At 64.5% G+C, this 17,373-nt stretch carries 16 protein-coding genes; 8 read left to right on the top strand and 8 right to left on the bottom strand.

The genetic code is table 11. The features are described 5' to 3' along the window. Position 1: 1 nt before the first annotated feature. Both BLR13_RS17290 and BLR13_RS17285 read right to left on the bottom strand, forming a co-directional pair. Positions 2-1,552 carry an alkaline phosphatase D family protein gene (locus BLR13_RS17290; protein WP_074831408.1) on the bottom strand — a complete coding sequence of 517 codons (1,551 nt, stop codon included), beginning with the start codon at positions 1,550-1,552 and terminating at the stop codon, positions 2-4. A gap of 162 nt (positions 1,553-1,714) precedes the next feature. Further along, positions 1,715-3,136: a TAXI family TRAP transporter solute-binding subunit gene (locus BLR13_RS17285; RefSeq protein ID WP_079586252.1), complete on the bottom strand. Its 1,422-nt coding sequence runs from the start codon at positions 3,134-3,136 to the stop codon at positions 1,715-1,717. Positions 3,137-3,330: 194 nt separating this feature from the next. On the opposite strand from BLR13_RS17285, the gene BLR13_RS17280 reads away from it, so the two are divergent. Both BLR13_RS17280 and BLR13_RS17275 read left to right on the top strand, forming a co-directional pair. After that, positions 3,331-3,657, top strand: a complete 327-nt coding sequence (locus BLR13_RS17280; protein ID WP_283806908.1) for a 4a-hydroxytetrahydrobiopterin dehydratase — start codon at positions 3,331-3,333, stop codon at positions 3,655-3,657. Positions 3,658-3,759: 102 nt separating this feature from the next. After that, on the top strand, positions 3,760-4,143 hold the full coding sequence (locus BLR13_RS17275) for a YkvA family protein (RefSeq protein WP_074821391.1): 384 nt from the start codon (positions 3,760-3,762) through the stop codon (positions 4,141-4,143). Between the two features lie 142 nt (positions 4,144-4,285). On the opposite strand, the gene BLR13_RS17270 is transcribed toward BLR13_RS17275, so the two are convergent. The 3 genes from BLR13_RS17270 to BLR13_RS17260 all read right to left on the bottom strand — a co-directional run bounded on the left by BLR13_RS17270 (position 4,286) and on the right by BLR13_RS17260 (position 7,737). After that, complete coding sequence (locus BLR13_RS17270) at positions 4,286-5,473, bottom strand: TAXI family TRAP transporter solute-binding subunit (protein WP_074821394.1); 1,188 nt, start codon at positions 5,471-5,473, stop codon at positions 4,286-4,288. A gap of 36 nt (positions 5,474-5,509) precedes the next feature. Beyond that, on the bottom strand, positions 5,510-6,406 hold the full coding sequence (locus tag BLR13_RS17265; RefSeq protein ID WP_074821397.1) for a hypothetical protein: 897 nt from the start codon (positions 6,404-6,406) through the stop codon (positions 5,510-5,512). A gap of 356 nt (positions 6,407-6,762) precedes the next feature. After that, positions 6,763-7,737 carry an NADPH:quinone oxidoreductase family protein gene (locus BLR13_RS17260; protein ID WP_074821400.1) on the bottom strand — a complete coding sequence of 325 codons (975 nt, stop codon included), beginning with the start codon at positions 7,735-7,737 and terminating at the stop codon, positions 6,763-6,765. Positions 7,738-7,873: 136 nt separating this feature from the next. On the opposite strand from BLR13_RS17260, the gene BLR13_RS17255 reads away from it, so the two are divergent. From BLR13_RS17255 to argG, 6 genes are all read left to right on the top strand, one after another. Continuing rightward, positions 7,874-8,713: an SDR family oxidoreductase gene (locus tag BLR13_RS17255; protein ID WP_074821402.1), complete on the top strand. Its 840-nt coding sequence runs from the start codon at positions 7,874-7,876 to the stop codon at positions 8,711-8,713. Positions 8,714-8,887: 174 nt separating this feature from the next. Next, positions 8,888-9,517 carry an invasion associated locus B family protein gene (locus tag BLR13_RS17250; protein WP_074821405.1) on the top strand — a complete coding sequence of 210 codons (630 nt, stop codon included), beginning with the start codon at positions 8,888-8,890 and terminating at the stop codon, positions 9,515-9,517. A gap of 131 nt (positions 9,518-9,648) precedes the next feature. Next, positions 9,649-10,875, top strand: a complete 1,227-nt coding sequence (gene rlmN, locus BLR13_RS17245) for a 23S rRNA (adenine(2503)-C(2))-methyltransferase RlmN (RefSeq protein WP_074821407.1) — start codon at positions 9,649-9,651, stop codon at positions 10,873-10,875. A gap of 69 nt (positions 10,876-10,944) precedes the next feature. After that, positions 10,945-11,436: a hypothetical protein gene (locus BLR13_RS17240; RefSeq protein ID WP_074821411.1), complete on the top strand. Its 492-nt coding sequence runs from the start codon at positions 10,945-10,947 to the stop codon at positions 11,434-11,436. A gap of 39 nt (positions 11,437-11,475) precedes the next feature. Then, positions 11,476-12,237: a phosphatase PAP2 family protein gene (locus tag BLR13_RS17235; RefSeq protein ID WP_074821413.1), complete on the top strand. Its 762-nt coding sequence runs from the start codon at positions 11,476-11,478 to the stop codon at positions 12,235-12,237. 76 nt (positions 12,238-12,313) lie between these two features. Continuing rightward, entirely contained in the window at positions 12,314-13,651 is a 1,338-nt protein-coding gene (argG, locus tag BLR13_RS17230; protein WP_074821415.1) for an argininosuccinate synthase, read from the top strand. Between the two features lie 229 nt (positions 13,652-13,880). Here argG and BLR13_RS17225 read toward each other — a convergent pair whose 3' ends face one another. The 3 genes from BLR13_RS17225 to BLR13_RS17215 form a co-directional block, all read right to left on the bottom strand. After that, positions 13,881-15,857, bottom strand: a complete 1,977-nt coding sequence (locus BLR13_RS17225; protein WP_074821417.1) for an OmpA family protein — start codon at positions 15,855-15,857, stop codon at positions 13,881-13,883. A 185-nt stretch (positions 15,858-16,042) separates the two neighbouring features. Then, entirely contained in the window at positions 16,043-16,285 is a 243-nt protein-coding gene (locus BLR13_RS41750) for a hypothetical protein (RefSeq protein ID WP_074831413.1), read from the bottom strand. A gap of 51 nt (positions 16,286-16,336) precedes the next feature. Further along, positions 16,337-17,170, bottom strand: a complete 834-nt coding sequence (locus BLR13_RS17215; RefSeq protein ID WP_074821420.1) for an FkbM family methyltransferase — start codon at positions 17,168-17,170, stop codon at positions 16,337-16,339. Positions 17,171-17,373 lie beyond the last annotated feature (203 nt).

The following is a 17,373-nucleotide window of genomic DNA, read 5'->3' as shown; positions in this document are numbered from 1 at the left end:
TCTACACCGGCTTCGGATCGAGTGTCGTCGACCACAACGCGACGTCGGCGCGATCGCGCAGCGTCACCGTCATCTGCCCGCTGGCGCCGTCGATCTTGACGTGGCCGAAGAACTGCATGCCGGCGGACGGCGGCAGGTTCTGCTTGTCGAGCCCCGGCGCCTTGATGAAACGCACTTCGGGGCCAAACGTATTGTCGAGTTCGTTCGGGCCGAACGTGCCGGCGTGCAGCGGGCCGGATACGAATTCCCAGAACGGATCGAATTCCTGAAACTGCGCCTTGTCCGGGTTGTAGTAATGCGCGGCGGCGTAATGCACATCCGCCGTCAGCCAAACCGTGTTGACGACGCCTGACGTCTTGATGAAGCGCAGGATGTCGGCGATCTCCAGTTCGCGCCCGCGCGGCGGACCGTCGCCCTGCGCAAATGCTTCCGAGCCCTTTTTGTTGGGCGCGTCGTCATAGACGATGATGCTGAGCGGCATGTCGGAGGCGATCACCTTCCAGGTGGCGCGCGAGTTCAACAGCGCGCGCTTCAGCCAGGCCAACTGCTCGGGTCCGATGAAGTAACTGTCGGGCCCATAGCTGGTCTGCAGGTTCGGACCGTTGGGGCCGCGATAGCTGCGTTCGTCCAGCATGAACACGTCGAGATGCGGGCCGTAATTGAGCGTGCGATAGACCCGGCCCGGCTCGACGATGCTCTCGCGCATCGGATACATTTCGTGGAAGGCGCGGGCCGCGCGCGCGGCGAGCAGGGTGATGTCGCGCTCCTTGTAGGCGGCGGGCAACTGCTTCGAGGCCGACCAGTTGTTGGTGACCTCGTGGTCGTCCCACTGCACGAAAATGGGTACTTCGGCGTTGAAAGCGCGCAGATTGTCGTCCAGGAAATTGTACTTGTGGGCGGCGCGGAATTCGTCGAGCGTTTCGGCGACCTTGGCCTTTTCCGGGATCGTCACGTTCTTCCAGAGCTTGCCGTCGGCAAGCTTGACCTCGGCGGGGATCACACCGTCGGCATAGATGGTGTCGCCGGAATGCAGCAGGAAATCCGGGCGATGCTTGCGCATGGTGGCGAAGGTGAACATGCCGCCGTCGTCCGGATTGATGCCCCAGCCCTGTCCGGCGACGTCGCCGCCCCAGACGAAACTAACGTCGCGGCGATCGGCCGGCGCGGTACGGAACCGCCCGACCACGGCCTCGCTCTGGATGTCGATATGTGAAAGGTCGCGAAAGCGGACGCGGTAGAAGATGTCCTGTCCCGCGGGCAGGTTTTCCAGCAGCATCTTTGCGGTGAAATCGCTTTCCGGCAGGGCCGCGATCGGCGGCAGTGCTCGCGCATTGGCAAACGATTCCGTGGTGGCGACCTCGACCATCATCTGCGAGGGCCGGTCGGCGCGCGCCCACACCACGCCGCCATCGGCGCCGACGTCGCCGGATTGCACGCCGTGCGTAACGAGTGGCCTGTCGGCGGCGCGGCTGAGATAGGGCATCGCCAGCGCGCCGATGGCGCCTGAACCCGCGGTGGAGAGAAAGCGGCGCCGGGAAATGCGGAACGTCATGCGAGCCTCGCCGTTTTTGGCCCCCGTCATTCCGGGGCGATGCGTTAGCATCGAACCCGGAATCTCGAGATTCCGGGTCTGGTCCTTCGGACCATCCCGGAATGACGGTTTCCAAACGCTATAGGAAAATTCTGTGACGCTAAGGTTACAGAAATGCGCCGCTCAGGCGGTGCCGGCGGCCCGGAACTGTGCGCTCGCCCGCTGCAGGTTTTGCGGCATGCTCATCAACAGCGCCTTGCGGTCGGCGACGGCGCTGTGGAATTGCTCGATCGCGATGTTGAAGGCGGTCAGCGTCCCGTCCTCGATCGCCCCGTGCTCGAAGCATATCAACGTATCGCGCAGAATGGCGTCGGCTTCCGACTGCATCTGGTCGAGCTCGTCCATCGAATCGCAGCCGCGGGCGGCGGCCAGCATGTCCAGCAGCCGGTCGCGCTGCGAGGTGTTGAGGTTGCGCTCGTCCTTTTTCAGGTAGCCGGCAAACCACGCACCGGCGGAGCCCATCGCCGACAGTCCCATCAATCCCCACCAGATGAAATCGCTGTAGCGATCGAGGAAGGTCTTCTCCTCGCCGTCGACAAAGGCGGCGGCGCCGGGATGGACCGGGATGATGGCGTCCTTGTCGGTGTCCGGCGTCTCGATCTTCGCCGCCAGCGGAAATTCGGTCTTCAGATTCTGCCGGATCCCGAACAATTGCCGGGTGAAGGCGGCGATGGTCGATTCCGAAATGCCTTTGCGCGCCACGATGTGGTGCGAGAAGCTGATCGTCTTGACCTCCTCCTCGGGCTTGTCCGGCGCCCCGCCAAAGGTTCCGGCCGGAATTTCGGACGCCTCGTAGGCCGGGTGGTTCTGCGCAATCGCGTCGGCCAGATCGATTGCCAGGAATTTCGGCGTTCCGCCGTCGCGCGTCGAAGCCGCGATCGCATCCGCGGTGATCTTGCTGTTGACCGGGCCGGCGGCGAGATAGGCATCCGCCTTCTGGTTGCGAATGGCGTCGGCGGCCTCGTTGGCCGGAAACTGGATAGGTTCGACCTTGGCGGGATCGATGCCGTATTGCGCCAGGATCACTTTCAGCAGATTGACGTTGGCCGGGGTACGGCCGACGACGCCGACCCGTCGGCCGGCGAGCTGCGCGATTTTCGTGATCTTCGGCGCCGCCTTCTTGCCCTTGGTCTTCTGTGCGGGGGGCACCCAAAGCACCACGACGTTCTTGCGCAGTGTCGCCACCGCTTGCGCGTTTTTGGGCACTTCGAGGTCGCCGCGGATAATGGCGAGGTCGGCCTTGCCTTCACCCAGCAGGTTGGCGCTCGCGCCCGCGCCGTCGGTTTGAATCGGGCGCAGCCGGACCTGGCTGCGTTGCTGATTGTTGAAGGCCTGCGTCAGCGCCTGGACCACCTTGAGGTCGTCGCTGTTGGCCGGGCCAACCGCGATCCTCAGCGTCACCGGGCGCATCGCAAAATAGTAACCCGCCACCAGCGCGCCGACGATCGCCAGTACGCCGGCCAGCATGACGAATGTCAGCCGCTGCTTCGCCGGGCGGGGCGAAGCTGGAACCGGCTTTTGGGCGAGGGTGGGGCCGTCGGTCATCAATCCCTGTGCAATCGTTGAGCTACAAATTCACGTCGCCAGCAGGCCTGCAGGGCTATTCTAGCAAATTTCCTGCCAAACCGAGGTTACATCTACGTCATGGTTAGCGGGGCCCGCGCGTGGCCATTGGACGCGGCTATCCAGTCGGTTTGGGTGGGGATCCCTCGGGCGCCCATCGGTGTTAGGTTAAGCCGGTGCGGAACAGGGAGGCGATCATGGTGGAACGACTGTCGGCCGAGGCGCGCCAGGCGGCGCTGGCGGAACTGTCCGGCTGGTCCGAGACCGCCGGCCGCGAGGCGATCGCCCGCACCTTCACTTTCAGGGATTTCAACGAAGCCTTCGGTTTCATGAGCCGCGCGGCGCTGGTCGCCGAAAAGAAGGACCATCATCCGGAGTGGAAGAACGTCTACAAGACGGTGGAAGTCGTGCTGTCGACCCATGACGCCGGCGGCGTCACCCGGCTCGATATCGAGCTTGCCCGGGCCATGAACGGGATCGCGAGGCAACTGGGCGTCAGTTGAATCCGCGCCGCTTTCGGCCTTGCGGCAGCGGCCGGACGTCCCCAACTCTCGGTCAACACCGCTGCAGCCACCGGCCGCGGCGGATTCGAGGGGAGTGCCGTGATGGCATCGTCCGAACATACCGTGGGTTTCGAGCCTGCCGACCGATTGGCGCAGGACCGCGAAAGCGTGCGCCGGCGCTTCTGGATCAAGCTGAAGCGGGTCGTGGCGAAGCTTCCGTTCGCCGAGGATCTGCTCGCGGCCTATTATTGCGCGTTCGACAAACAGACGCCGCGTCATGTGCAGGCGGCGCTGCTCGGCGCCATCGCCTATTTCATTCTGCCGTTTGACTTCATACCCGACATGCTGCCGGTGCTCGGCTTCACCGACGATGCCGCGATCCTGGCCACCGCCATCCGCATGGTCGCGGGCCACATCACGCAAGACCATCGCGATGCCGCCCGCGCTGCACTGAAGCGCGGGATTGAGGATGCAGAGGTGGAATAGCCGCAGCTGTCATTCCCCGCGAAGGCGGGGAATCCAGTACGCTCTGGCCCATCGATTCAACAATTGACCTCGGTGGAATACTGGGTCACCCGGTCATCAACGCGAAGACGCGCTTCGCGCTGCTGCCGGGCGACGACAGTCTTTACTTCGCCGTGGCGGCCGGGCGGACCACCTGGGCGCGCGCGTTCTTGTCGGCTTCCCAGGCCTGGAATTGCTTGAACAGCGCTTCCCGGTCGGTGTCGTTTTTGACGCTGGCGGCGGTCGTCGGGCTCTGCTTCAGGAAGTCATCGAACCGGGCGCGTGTCACCGCTTCGATGTTGTGGCTCTTCAGCCATTGATCGGCGATCGGAAGGCGCTGCCAGTCCTGCAGCGGCGCCGACAGCGAGACCTCCTTCCACTTCGGATGGAAGGGCGGGTTCTGGAACGTCGGAAACTTGGTGAAGAAGGCGTCGACGAACAGCGCGAGCTTGCGATAGCGTTCGGTGTTCGGCGCCCAGTTGTAGGCCGCAAGCACCGCGGGGACCGCGATGGTGTCGACGCGCTCGCCTTCCGCAATCAGGTTCGGATAATCCTTTGCGGTCAGCATTGCCGGCAGATAGTCGCCCTGCAACGGCTTGGCATAGTCGACCGGAACGAAGTGGAAGCGGTCCTTGTCGTCCTTGAAGGCGCTGACCGACTTGTACGGCTTGCCGCCAACGGCGATCACGGCGTCGATTTCGCCTTTCTTCAACATCTCCATCGAGATGCGCTGCTCGATATAGACGAGGTTCGGCTTGAGGCCGAGCCGCTCGAATACGATGGATGCCGTGACGAAGGTGCCACCATTGGGAAGGTCGACGCTGACTTTCTTGCCGTTGAGATCGGCGAGACTACGGACCGATTTCGAGGCGATGACATACATCTCTTCGTTGTAGAGCTTGGTCACATAGGTGAACTGCTTCTTGATGTCCTTCGCAAAGCCTTTCCGCTCAAGATAGTCGAGCGTATCGGCGCGCACGATGCCGAGATCGACGCCTTGCAGGAACAGGATGTCGGCGACGCTCTGCACCGATCCGCGCCCGACGATCGGGAGTACGCGCAACTTGTTGCCGTCGTCGAGCACGGAGGCGAGGTCGGCGCCGATCTGCACATAGGTGCCGCCGATGGTGCCAGAGATCAGCGTGACCGTGTTCTGGTTCAAGGCCTGCTTGGTGGCGGCCGAACCGAACTGGAAAATAGCCTTGAGACTTTCGCTGACCTTGGCGGGATCGAGTTGCGTCTCTTCGGCCCGGGCGGTCTGACCGCAAACCATCATGATGGCAATCAGTGCCATTCCAAACAAACGTCGCATGTGTCCCCCTGCGTAGTGCCTGTCTTCGAGTGAAGTCTAGTTTTGAGTCTGCAGCCGCCGTCTGGCGTCGACCGAACCGAGCTGGGCCGCCTTCTGGTACCAAAGCCGGGCCGCGGCGGGATCGGGCGTGATGCTGCGCATGTCCTGGGTGCCGAGCACCTGCGGGTCATACGTTCCCGCCAGCATCAGCGCCGCGTCGGCTTCCTGCGCATCCGCCGCACGCTCGAGCAGCAGCCGGGCGGAAGTGATGTCGCCGATCGCCAGCAGTCCCTTCGCGCGCTTCAGCAGCGCCGCGAGTTCATCGGGATCGATGCGTCTTGCAGGAGGCGGCGCTGCTTCCGCCGGGGCCGCTGCTTGCGCCGCCGGCTCGATCGCCACAACCTTGCTCTTGATCGCGCCCTGATAGGCGGCTGTGATTTCGTCGCGCGTCGGCGACACCGAGGTCAGGCTGGCGGGCGGAAGACGGCGGGGCGCTGCGTTATCCGGCGCCGGTTCGGAATTGGTTGGCCGCGCGGCAACGCTTTGCGGCGGCAGCGCCGGCTCCGTCGCGCTGAGCTGACCGGATGTTTCGCCGGCGAGCGAGGCTTTCGCGTTGGCAAATACCGAAAGCGGGTTGTCCATCGACATGATCGCGAGCGCGATGCCGGCGGCGGATGCGGCGGCTATGCCGCCCTTGAGAATTCGCGACCAGAGCAGTGCGCGGCTGATGTTGCTCTCGCCGCCGCTGCCGAACCGGTGTTTGGGTTCGTCATCTTCATAGTTGGAGAGGAACAGCGGGACCGGCTCGTAGGCTTCGTCCTGTTCCGGCGCCTCATACGGTAGTCCGACGGCTCGACCGGGTTGATGCGTCTCATATAACCGGGAATCGCTGATGGCTTCGTCGAATCTGTCGTACGGGTCCCTCGAATGAACCGGCTTTGTACTCTCCACCATGGCGATGCTCCCACTACGAACGCAACTGTGGGTACCCCGGCATGGTTGTAATTATTTTTGGCGCGCGGGAACCCTTTACTGGTTGCTAAATCGCACGCCGAATGGGTTTAAAAAACGACGTTCGCAGGTGCGAATTGGGAGATATTTTGGTTTGATTGAGGCGTAATTGCCCAATTCAGAGATTTAACGCGCGGACTAGTTAGCAACTAATTATCTCAAATGCGTGCGTCGCTAGTCTCGTCGCGAAACATCCGCCCGATGCGCGCGATCATGAGTCGCGTGTCCTGAAGTGATACGGCGGCCGAGCAATGGCCGCCGTCGGTAGCGAGAATCGTTGTCGGCCGTGAAACGCCGCCTCAGGGATGCAGGATCACCTTGCCCATCGCCTTGCGGCCGGCGAGCACTTTCAGCGCCTCGGCGGTTTGCGCCAGCGGGAAGGTGCGGTCGACATGCGAGGAGATCTTGCCTTCCGCGGTCCACTTCACGAGCTTCTCCAGATTGGCGCGGTTCTTTTCCGCGTTGAGCTTGGCCCATGCGCCCCAGAACACGCCGCGGATATCGCAACCCTTGAGCAGCGCCAGGTTGAGCGGCATCTTCGGAATGTCGCCGGCCGCAAAGCCGATCACCAGGAAGCGACCCTCCCACGCGATGGCGCGCAACGCGGCTTCGGCATAGCTGCCGCCGACTGGATCGAAAATGATGTCGACGCCCTTGCCGCCGGTCAGCCGCTTCAGACCTTCCTTCAGGTCTTCCTTGGCGTAGTTCAGCGTCAGTTCGGCGCCGTGGGCTTTGGCGAATTCGAGCTTCTCATCCGAGGACGCGCAGGCGATCACCTTCAGCCCCATCAGCTTGCCGAGCTCGCAGGCGGCAAGGCCGGTGCCGCCGGCCGCGCCCAGCACCGCCAGCGTCTCGCCGGGCTTCGGGCTGGCGCGGTCTTCCAGCGCGTGCAGCGCGGTGCCGTAGATGATGATGATTCCGGCGGCGCGATCGAAATCCAGATTGTCGGGAATCTTCACGATGGTATTCGCCGGCAGTGCGATCTTTTCGCGCGCGCCGTTGTGACCGCAGGAGGCCACCACGCGATCGCCGACCTTCAGGTCGGTGACCCCGGCGCCGACGCTTTCGATCACGCCCGCGACTTCGGCGGCCGGCGAGAACGGGAACGGCGGTTTGATCTGGTACTTGCCCTGGATCATCAGGATGTCGAAGAAATTCAGCGCCGCAGATTTGATCGCGATCACGGCCTGGCCCGGCTCGGCGACGGGATCGGGCACGTCGGCCAGCACGAGATCGTCGGGTTGGCAATATTGCGAACAGAGAATGGCTTTCATGGACACACCTGATTTTCGGACGCACAAGGAAGGCTGGATGCTTCATGCCGGATTTGAAGCCGGGCTACAATCCGATTCGGATGCATGGCCTTATGGTGCGGGATGAGGGCGGCGATGTTTGAAAGGAATTCAAACGATGTTTGAAAAAGGCCTGCTGGCGGGAAAGCGGATATTGGTCACCGGCGGCGGCTCCGGGCTCGGGGCGGCGATGGGACGCCGCTTCGTCGAACTCGGTGCCGAGTTGATCATTTGCGGCCGCCGGCTCGAATTGCTGGAGGCGACCGCAGCCCAGATGCGCAGCGAGATGGGCGGCAAGGTCTCGGTGGCGAGATGCGATATCCGTGACGGCGCTGCGGTCAATGCCATGATGGATGCGGTCTGGGCCGAGGCGCCGATCGACGTGTTGGTCAACAATGCTGCCGCGACCTTCATCGCGCAGACCGAACATCTGTCGTTCCGGGCCGCCGATGCGATCCTGGCGCCGACGCTGCATGGCACGATGTATTGCACGCTCGCCGCCGGCAAGCGCTGGATCGACGGCAAGCACAAGGGCGTGGTGCTGAGCATTCTCTCGACCTCGACCATCACCGGGCGCGCCTTCACGGTGCCGTCGGCGATGGCCAAGACCGCCGTGCTGGCGATGACCAAAAGCCTTGCGGTGGAATGGGGCCCGAAGGGCGTCCGCACGGTCGCGATCGCGCCCGGTGCCTTTCCGACCCCGGGCGCCTCGGGTCAGTTGCGGCCCGAGGGGCGCGACGAAAGCTGGGCGCATCGCAATCCGCTCGGTCGCGCCGGTGAACATAGCGAACTCGCCAATCTGGCGAGCTTCCTGATTTCCGACCAGGCCGGCTACATCAATGGCGAGATGGTGGTGCAGGATGGCGGCTCGCATTTGCGCAGCTCCGGCGCGGAGGATCTGCTGCACTGGACCGAAGCGCAGTGGGAGAAGCAGCGCGCGGGCCGCGCCGGGAGCTGAGTTCGCAGGCCGTGTAAAGGTTCTGCTAAGCAGGCTTGCACCGGAACGCGGACGTCGCAGCGGGCCAGCCCGTGACTGCCTTCCCAAAAAGGCATTTCCCGGCTATCCATGCGCGACGACTCATTGCGTCGTTGGGCCATCTTCCAGTCACAATGATAAGGGAATCAGTCGTCCGTGCGGGGAATACTGACATCTCTGGTTGCTGTTGTTGTCGTGTGCGGGGTGACGTCCTTCGCGCACGCGCAAACGGCTGCGCCGAAGGCCGCCAAGGGTACCGCGAAGGATACGGCCAAGCCCGCGGCAGCCAAGCCCGCCGCCAAACCGGATCCGGCGGCAACGGCAGCGGCCGGCGGCGCGGAGCCGAACCTGATCGGCCAATTCGGCACATGGGGCGCCTACACGGCGATGCCGAACGGCAAGAAGGTGTGCTTCGCATTGGCCAAGCCGTCTTCCTCGAAGACCAACCCTCCGAACCGTCCGCGCGATCCGGCCTACGCTTTCGTCTCGACGCGCCCGGCTGAAAAAGTCGTCAACGAAGTCTCGATCATGATCGGCTACGCACTGAAGCCGGGCTCGGAATCCTCGCTCGAGGTCGGTGGCGCGTCCTACGCGATGTACACCCAGGGCGACGGACTCTGGATCAAGAACGCCGCCGAGGAAGAGCGGATGGTCGACGCCATGCGCAAATCGGCCGACGCGACTGTCAAGGGCGTCTCGGCCAAGGGCACCGAGACCACCGATACCTTCTCGCTGAAGGGGCTGGCGCAGGCGCTCGATCGGCTGGCGCAGGATTGCCGGCGCTAAGCCTGATCCGGAAAGCTGGTCGCCGGTTTTCCGGCAAGATCATGCTTCAAGCGAGATAAGCGGCTTTTTAGGCCAAAACTGACGCATTTGATGGCTTTCCAGCGGGCGCCGGAAAGCCTATTTGATGGGCCATGACCGACACCGTGACCAGCAAGACCGAAGCTCATTCCGGGGCAATCGCGCCTTTGGAGAAGATTCCGCTCGAGACCTACGTGCCGCCCGCCAAGCCGTCGCTGATCGGCTTGTCGCGCGCCGAGATCGCGGATCGATTGGGCGCGATCGGGATTGCGCCCGCGCAGCGCAAGATGCGTACGCAACAACTCTGGCACTGGATGTATGTCCGCGGCGCCAAAGAGTTCGACGAGATGACCAGCATTTCCAAGGAAATGCGCGCGCAGCTCGTGCAGCATTTCACCGTCGCGCGTCCCGAAGTGGTCGCCGAGCAGATTTCCAACGACGGCACCCGCAAATGGTTGTTGCGCCTGCCGAGCGGCGACGATCTGCAGAAGGCGCATGAAGTCGAATGCGTCTACATTCCCGAAACCGACCGCGGCACGCTGTGCGTCTCCTCGCAGGTCGGCTGCACGCTGAATTGCTCGTTCTGCCACACCGGCACGCAGCGGCTGGTGCGCAACCTCACGGCGGGCGAGATCGTCGGCCAGATCATGGTGGCGCGCGACCGCCTCGACGACTGGGCCGATCGCGAGACCCCGACCGGCAGCCGCCGCGTCACCAATGTGGTGATGATGGGCATGGGCGAGCCGCTGTATAATTTCGACGCGGTGCGCGACGCCCTGCTGATCGTTGCCGACAACGAAGGCATCGGCATTTCCCGCCGCCGCATCACGCTGTCGACCTCGGGCGTGGTGCCCAACATTATCCGCACCGGCGACGAGATCGGCGTGATGCTGGCGATCTCGCTGCATGCGGTGCGCGACGAACTGCGCAACGAACTGGTGCCGCTCAACCGTAAATACCCGATCGCCGAACTGCTGCAGGCCTGCCGCGATTACCCGGGCTCGTCGAATGCGCGACGCATCACCTTCGAGTATGTGATGCTGAAGGACGTCAACGATTCGCTGGACGACGCCAAGCTGCTGGTGAAGCTGCTCAAGGGTATTCACGCCAAGATCAATCTGATCCCGTTCAATCCGTGGCCGGGCACGCGCTACGAATGCTCGGACTGGGAGCAGATCGAAAAATTCTCCGAGTATATTTTCAACGCCGGCTACTCCTCGCCGGTTCGTACCCCGCGCGGCCGCGACATTCTCGCCGCCTGCGGTCAGTTGAAATCGGAGACTGAAAAGCTCTCCGTGCGCGAGCGCGACGCGCTCCGCGCCATGGCGATGACGGACTAAGGGGATGATCCCGAAAAGTGGGACCCGGTTTTCGGATAAGATCATGCCCAAAAATCAAAAGAGTCTTCGATGGCGCTGATCGGCCGTCTCTTTGTCGTCTTCTTTGCCTTTCTTCTCGCGTGCTTTGCCGCGGGGGCGATCGTGGTCGTCGCGGTGCTGTATCCGGAATTCAGCGATCTCGACGCCCGCGAGATCGATCCAAGTGCGATCCACGTCGTGCTCGGCTTCGGCTTCATCTTTATCTCGGGCTTTGCGTTGCTGCCGGCGCTGATCGTGGTGCTGATCACCGAGGCATTTAGCATCCGGGGTGTGCTTACTTACGCGGTTGGCGGCGCGATCGTCGGCGCGGCCTGCTATCTCGGTCTGACCCCGTTCGATACGCAGACGATGCAGTTCGACGGCATCGTGCGGCGCCACCTCGAAATCATGACCGGCGCGGGCATCGTCGCCGGCATCGTCTACTGGATGATCGCGGGCCGCAGAGCGGGCGCCTGGCGCGAACCGCCGCGCCCGTTGCGGCCGCCGCCGCCACTGCCGTCGCAGTCGAGGCCGCAGCCGTGATGCTTTCCAACCCCTGCCGCCTCGGCTAAACCCCGCGCCATGAACCGGACTGGACTTCTCATCGCGCTCGCCCTCGCGCTTGTGATCGGATTGCTGTTCGGGATTTTTCCCGAACTCGATCTGAAGCTGGCGGCGCTGTTCTACGATCCCGCGACCAAATCGTTCCCGCTGAAGTCCGATGCCGTCGCCGCATTCGCGCGCGATGGTGCGATGTGGGTATCGTGGGCGCTGGCGCTGCCGGCGCTGGTCGCGATCGTCGTCAAGCTGCTGCGGCCGGACCGGCCGATGCTGATCCCCGGCCGCGCGGCGGTGTTCCTGCTGGTCACGATACTTCTCTCCGCGGGCGTTCTCACCAACCTAACTTTCAAGAGCTATTGGGGCCGGCCGCGGCCCGTGATGGTGACGCAGTTCAACGGGCCCTGGGAATTCGTGCCGTATTGGGACCCGCGCGGAGAATGCGGGCGCAACTGCTCGTTCTTCTCCGGCGAGGGCGCCACCGCGTTCTGGACCTATGCTCCCGCGGTGCTGACGCCGCCGGCGTGGCGGCCGCTGGCCTATGCGGCGGCGACCCTGTTCGGGGTCACCACCAGCGTGCTGCGGATGGCGTTCGGCGGGCACTTCTTCACCGATGTCGCGGCGGCAGGCCTGGTCAGTTTTCTGGTGATCTGGCTGGCCTATGCCTGGATCTACCGCTGGCCGTTGACCCGGCTGTCGGATGCACAGATCGAGGCCGCGCTGGCGCGCTTGGGCGGGCCCGGTTACCGGCTGTGGCAGCGCTGGCGCGGCCGCGCAGCCCCTTAAAACGCGTGCCCACAAGCGTGAAATTTGCTATTCGCGCCCTCAACGTCACAAGGCATTTCGAGCGATTGGAAGGTTTATGAGCACGATTTTGAAGAGCCTGCCCAAGGGCGAAAAAGTCGGCATCGCCTTCTCGGGCGGGCTCGACACCAGCGCGGCGCTGCTGTGGATGAAGCAGAAGGGCGCGCGCACCTTCGCCTATACCGCCAACCTCGGCCAGCCGGACGAGGCCGACTACAACGAGATTCCGCGCAAGGCGCTGGAATACGGCGCCGAGAAAGCCCGGCTGGTCGATTGCCGCACCCAACTGGTGCACGAAGGTATCGCGGCCATCCAGTCCGGCGCCTTCCACATCTCGACCGGCGGCATCACCTACTTCAACACCACACCGCTCGGCCGCGCCGTGACCGGTACGATGCTGGTCTCGGCCATGAAGGAAGACGGCGTCAACGTCTGGGGCGACGGCTCCACCTTCAAGGGCAACGACATCGAGCGCTTCTACCGTTACGGCCTGCTGACCAACCCGAGCTTGCGGATCTACAAGCCCTGGCTCGACCAGCAGTTCATCGACGAGCTGGGCGGCCGTGCCGAAATGTCGGCGTTCATGACCGCGCATGGCTTCGGCTACAAGATGAGTGCCGAGAAGGCCTATTCGACCGACAGCAATATCCTCGGCGCCACCCACGAGGCCAAGGATCTCGAGCAGCTCGACAGCGGCATCAAGATCGTCAATCCGATCATGGGCGTGCCGTTCTGGCGCGACGACTGCGCCGTCAAGGCCGAGAAGGTCGTCGTGCGTTTTGCGGAAGGCCAGCCGGTCGCGCTTAACGGCCGGAGCTTCGCCGATCCGGTCGCGCTGTTCCTCGAGGCCAACGCCATCGGCGGCCGCCATGGCCTCGGCATGAGCGACCAGATCGAGAACCGCATCATCGAGGCCAAGAGCCGCGGCATCTACGAAGCGCCCGGCATGGCGCTGCTGCACATCGCCTACGAACGCCTGGTCACCGGGATCCACAACGAGGATACCATCGAGCAATACCGCATCAGCGGCATGCGCCTCGGCCGGCTGCTCTATCAGGGACGCTGGTTCGACTCGCAAGCGCTGATGCTGCGCGAAACCGCGCAGCGCTGGGTAGCCCGCGCGGTCACCGGCCAGGTGACGCTCGAACTGCGCCGCGGCAACGACTACTCGATCCTGAACACCGAGAGCCCCAACCTGACCTATCAGCCGGAGCGGCTGAGCATGGAGAAGGTGGAGGATGCGCCGTTCACGCCGGCCGACCGCATCGGCCAGCTCACGATGCGCAACCTCGATATCGCCGATACCCGCACCAAGCTGAATCTCTACGCCGAGAACGGCTTGCTATCGAGCGGCGACGGCGCCGACATTTTCAGACTCGGCAGCGACAAGGACTGAGGCGCGCGGGGGCGGCATCTCTACCCACGTCATTGCGAGGAGCGCAAGCGACGAAGCAATCCACGCTTCATTTCCGTGGCGAGATGGATTGCTTCCGTCTTCGCTCTTCGAGCTTCGGCGGACAGGTCGCTACGCTCGCAATGACGGTTTGAGATAGCTAATACGACAATGGCCGGGATTGCTCCCGGCCATTCTCATTTGCTGAGGACTTGCCTCGCCGTATTCAGCCTTACCGGGGCGGCGCGACGCCGGGCGGGGGCGGCGGCAGCGCCGCCTGGCCGCCATTGAGCAGTGGCGTGATGTTGCGGACGGTGACGCGCCGGTTGATCGCGCTCGGCCCGTCGGTCTGCTCCTTCAGGTACTGCTTGCCATAACCCTGCGAGGTCAGGTTTTCCGCCGGCACGCCGAACTGCTGCGTCAGCAGCGTTGCGGCGGATTCGGCGCGACGGTCCGACAGCGACAGGTTGTCGGTGTCGCTGCCGACCGCGTCGGTGTGGCCTTCGATCAGGAACACCTCGCGCGGATTGGCCTGGATCGCCCGGTTGAGGCCATCGGCGATCGCCTGCAGCTTCGCGGCCTGATCGGGCGGAATTTCCCACGATCCGGTTGCGAAGTTGATGGTGTTGACGTCGATGCTCGGCATCAACTGACGCACGTTCGGGCTGTAGCGGATTTCGTCGAGCGTATAGCGCCGTTGAATGCGGTCCACCGGCGGCGCCATCATGGTCTCGTAGATGACGTCTGGCGACGCTTCCTCGGAATCGACGATGTATCGATTATAAGGCATGCGCACCACCGGCGGCGGCAGGTCGACATAGAAGCCGCCGATCGCGCGCGGATCGCGGTAGCTGTTGTCGATGATGATGATCTCGCGGCCCCGATCGTCGCGGCGGATTCGCCGCAGCAACTCGCCGTCGCGGCCGATCACCGTGATGATCTGCGAGCCGTCCGGACGGATCACGACGGTGCGGGTTTCGCCGCCGACGACCTGGGTCTGGATGTCACGCGCACCGTATTGGAAGCGATCCATCTCGTTGTGACGGACGTACTCCTGCCCGCCGGGATCGCGGATGATGATCCGGCCCGGCTCGGTGATGACGGTGCGGCCGCCCTCCTGGACTTCGCGGCGTTGGCCGCGGAAATCACTGAGGTTACGCGGACCCGGCATGACGGCACCAGCCGCGATCGGAGCGAGCGCGACAGCGGGCGGCGGGGCAACCGGCAGCGGCGCGGTGATCTGAGGTGCGCGCTGGAATGCCGGAGCAACCGTCGGGGGCGCGTTCTGCACGTGACCGGGAGGCGGTGCGGAATTCGGCCCGGCCGGCACGGCAGTGGGTGCCGCGGGAGCGCCCGCAGCCGGGGGTGCCCCGGCCGGAGCTGCCGTAACTGGAGGTGTCGCTCCCGGAACAGCACCCGATGCGCCGCCTGGAGGCGGCCCGCCGGGACGTCCCTGTCCCTGCTGACCGGTTGGCCCACCCGTACCGGGAGGCGGTCCGTCCGGTGTACGCGGCGGCGGCACGATCGCCGGACTCCCGCCCGCGGGAGGAGCAGATGTCGGGGGTGTGCCCGTCGGAGGCGCTGTTTGCTGGATCGGCGCGGGTGCCTGCTTGGCGCCGGGAGGCGGCGGAGGCGGGAGCGTCGTCGGTTGCTTCGGCGCAACGGGTGCCGTCGTCGCTGCCGGGGGCGGCGGCGGTGGGGGTGGCGGCGTATGTGCAGGCGGTGCCGCCGTCGGCGGCGCCGGCGGGGTCGGACGCGCGGGAACAGGGGGCGGAGGCGGCGCGGGCGGCGTTGGACGTGCGGGCGCAGCCGCGGGAGGCGGCGGTGGCGGAGCCTGATGCTGAACCGGCGGCGGCGGGGGCGGCGGAGCCTGATGTTGAACCGGAGGGGGCGGCGGCGGAGGAGCCTGACGCTGAACCGGAGGCGGTGGCGGCGGCGGCGCTGGACGTGGCGCTGCAGCCGGGGGTGGCGGCGGCGGCGGCGGGGGTGCCGGACGTGGCGCTGCAGCCGGCGGTGGCGGCGCGGGATGCGGGACTGCGGCGGGTGGCGGGCCCTTCGGCGGCGGCCCCTTCGGCCTTCCATCGGGGCCAAGCTCTTCCTTGGCTTGCGCCACGACGAGTGGCGCAGTTTGCGCATGCGATGCGGAAGTCGCGAGCTGTGCCACCGTCAGAGCAGTGGTGGCCAGCAGCAGGATGCGAAGGTTTGTCATGATATCTTTAGGTCCCGGAAGGTTCTTGAAAGCAATGAATCGTCTTTGCCGAAGGTTTCGGCTGGTCGATCAACGGCTAATCGTTAGGCCGGATTGTGGCGGGCCATGAAACTCGGACGCGATATATTTCCTCTACGCAACAGGCTGCATGCATCATTATTCATTACTCATTCAGGCCGCCCTCTTCAGGTGCGGCTCGTGCTGCCGCCAAGATCAGTAGCCGGATTCGGCGTGCGAGGTCCATCCGGTCCACGCAACGGAAGTTCGTCAGGCGGCTTGCCCGGCAGCTCCTGTGGTGGCGGTGGCGCACCCGGCTCATGCACCGGCGGCGGGATCTCCGGGCGCGGATTGCCCGGAGGCGATTCTTGCGGCGGTTCCGTCGGAAGTCCCGGCGTTGCCGGTGGAATTTCCGGAGGTTCGATTGGCATCGCCGACAACGGCGCAGATGCGGCGAAGTTCCGTGCGACACAATGGCCGCATCAACGGGAACCCCGAACCAGCAGCGTGTTGCTGCGGGTCTCGCCCGTCTCGGAATAGCCGCGGGCGCGCATGTCGGCGATACAATCGTCGAGCCATTCGTTCTTCGACAGATGCTCGATCACGACGGCGCGGGGCCACAGCGTTGGCGGGGCGTCCTTGAAGAAGGGAATCAGCGCGCGGTCTTCGAAACCTTCGATGTCGATCTTGAGGGCGTCGACACGCGTGACGCCGGCGTCCTCGAGGATGCGCTGCAGCCGCAGCGACGGCACCTTGATCGCCCTACTGGAAACCTCACCGGTCACGATATGGCTGGCGCCGAGATTGTCGCCATCGGTTTCGATCATCAGCTCGCCATCGGCGGAGCCTGCGGCGGCGGCCACCAGTCTGACCTGCGTGTAGCCGGACGCCGAATTGTTGAAGGCCAGCCGCGCATGGGTGACGGGATGCGGCTCGATCGCGATCACCTTGCCGGCAGGTCCGACATGGCGCGCCAGCACCATGGCGTAGGTGCCGACATTGGCGCCGACGTCGACGAACACGCCCCCTGAAGGCGTATGCGCGCGAAGAAAATCCAGTTCCTCGATGTTGTAATCGGGATTGAACAGGGCGCCGCGTTCGGTGGCGCTGACCTGGTGATAGAAGCGAAATGACGCGCCCTGATAGGCAACATCGACAGGCCCGGCGCGCAGCAGGTTGACCAGCCGCGACAGCATCGGGCGAAATGCGCCGCGCTTCAGCCGCGAGCGATGCGCCAGCCGGATGATGGCGGCCTGCGCGGCGGTCGGAGCGAACGCGCCGAACGGCGCGGGCGAAGGGTCGTTGTCGGGCTTCAAGCGGACATCCTCGGTGAAATCGGCACATGCATAGCCGGTTTTTCGGCAGCGAGATACAACCACGCATCGGGTGCCGCCGGCCTGTGTAGCCCGGATGAGCGCAGCGACATCCGGGATCAGTCTAACAGCAGCCCGGATATCGCTACGCCCATCCGGGCTACGACGCTGAATGCGTGTTTGCGATCTCGCGACACGATGCGCCC

The organism is Bradyrhizobium ottawaense, from assembly GCF_900099825.1.
Taxonomy (GTDB): domain Bacteria; phylum Pseudomonadota; class Alphaproteobacteria; order Rhizobiales; family Xanthobacteraceae; genus Bradyrhizobium; species Bradyrhizobium ottawaense_A.
The sequence above is the reverse complement of the archived record's forward strand: the minus strand, read 5'-3'. Positions and strand labels throughout refer to the sequence as shown.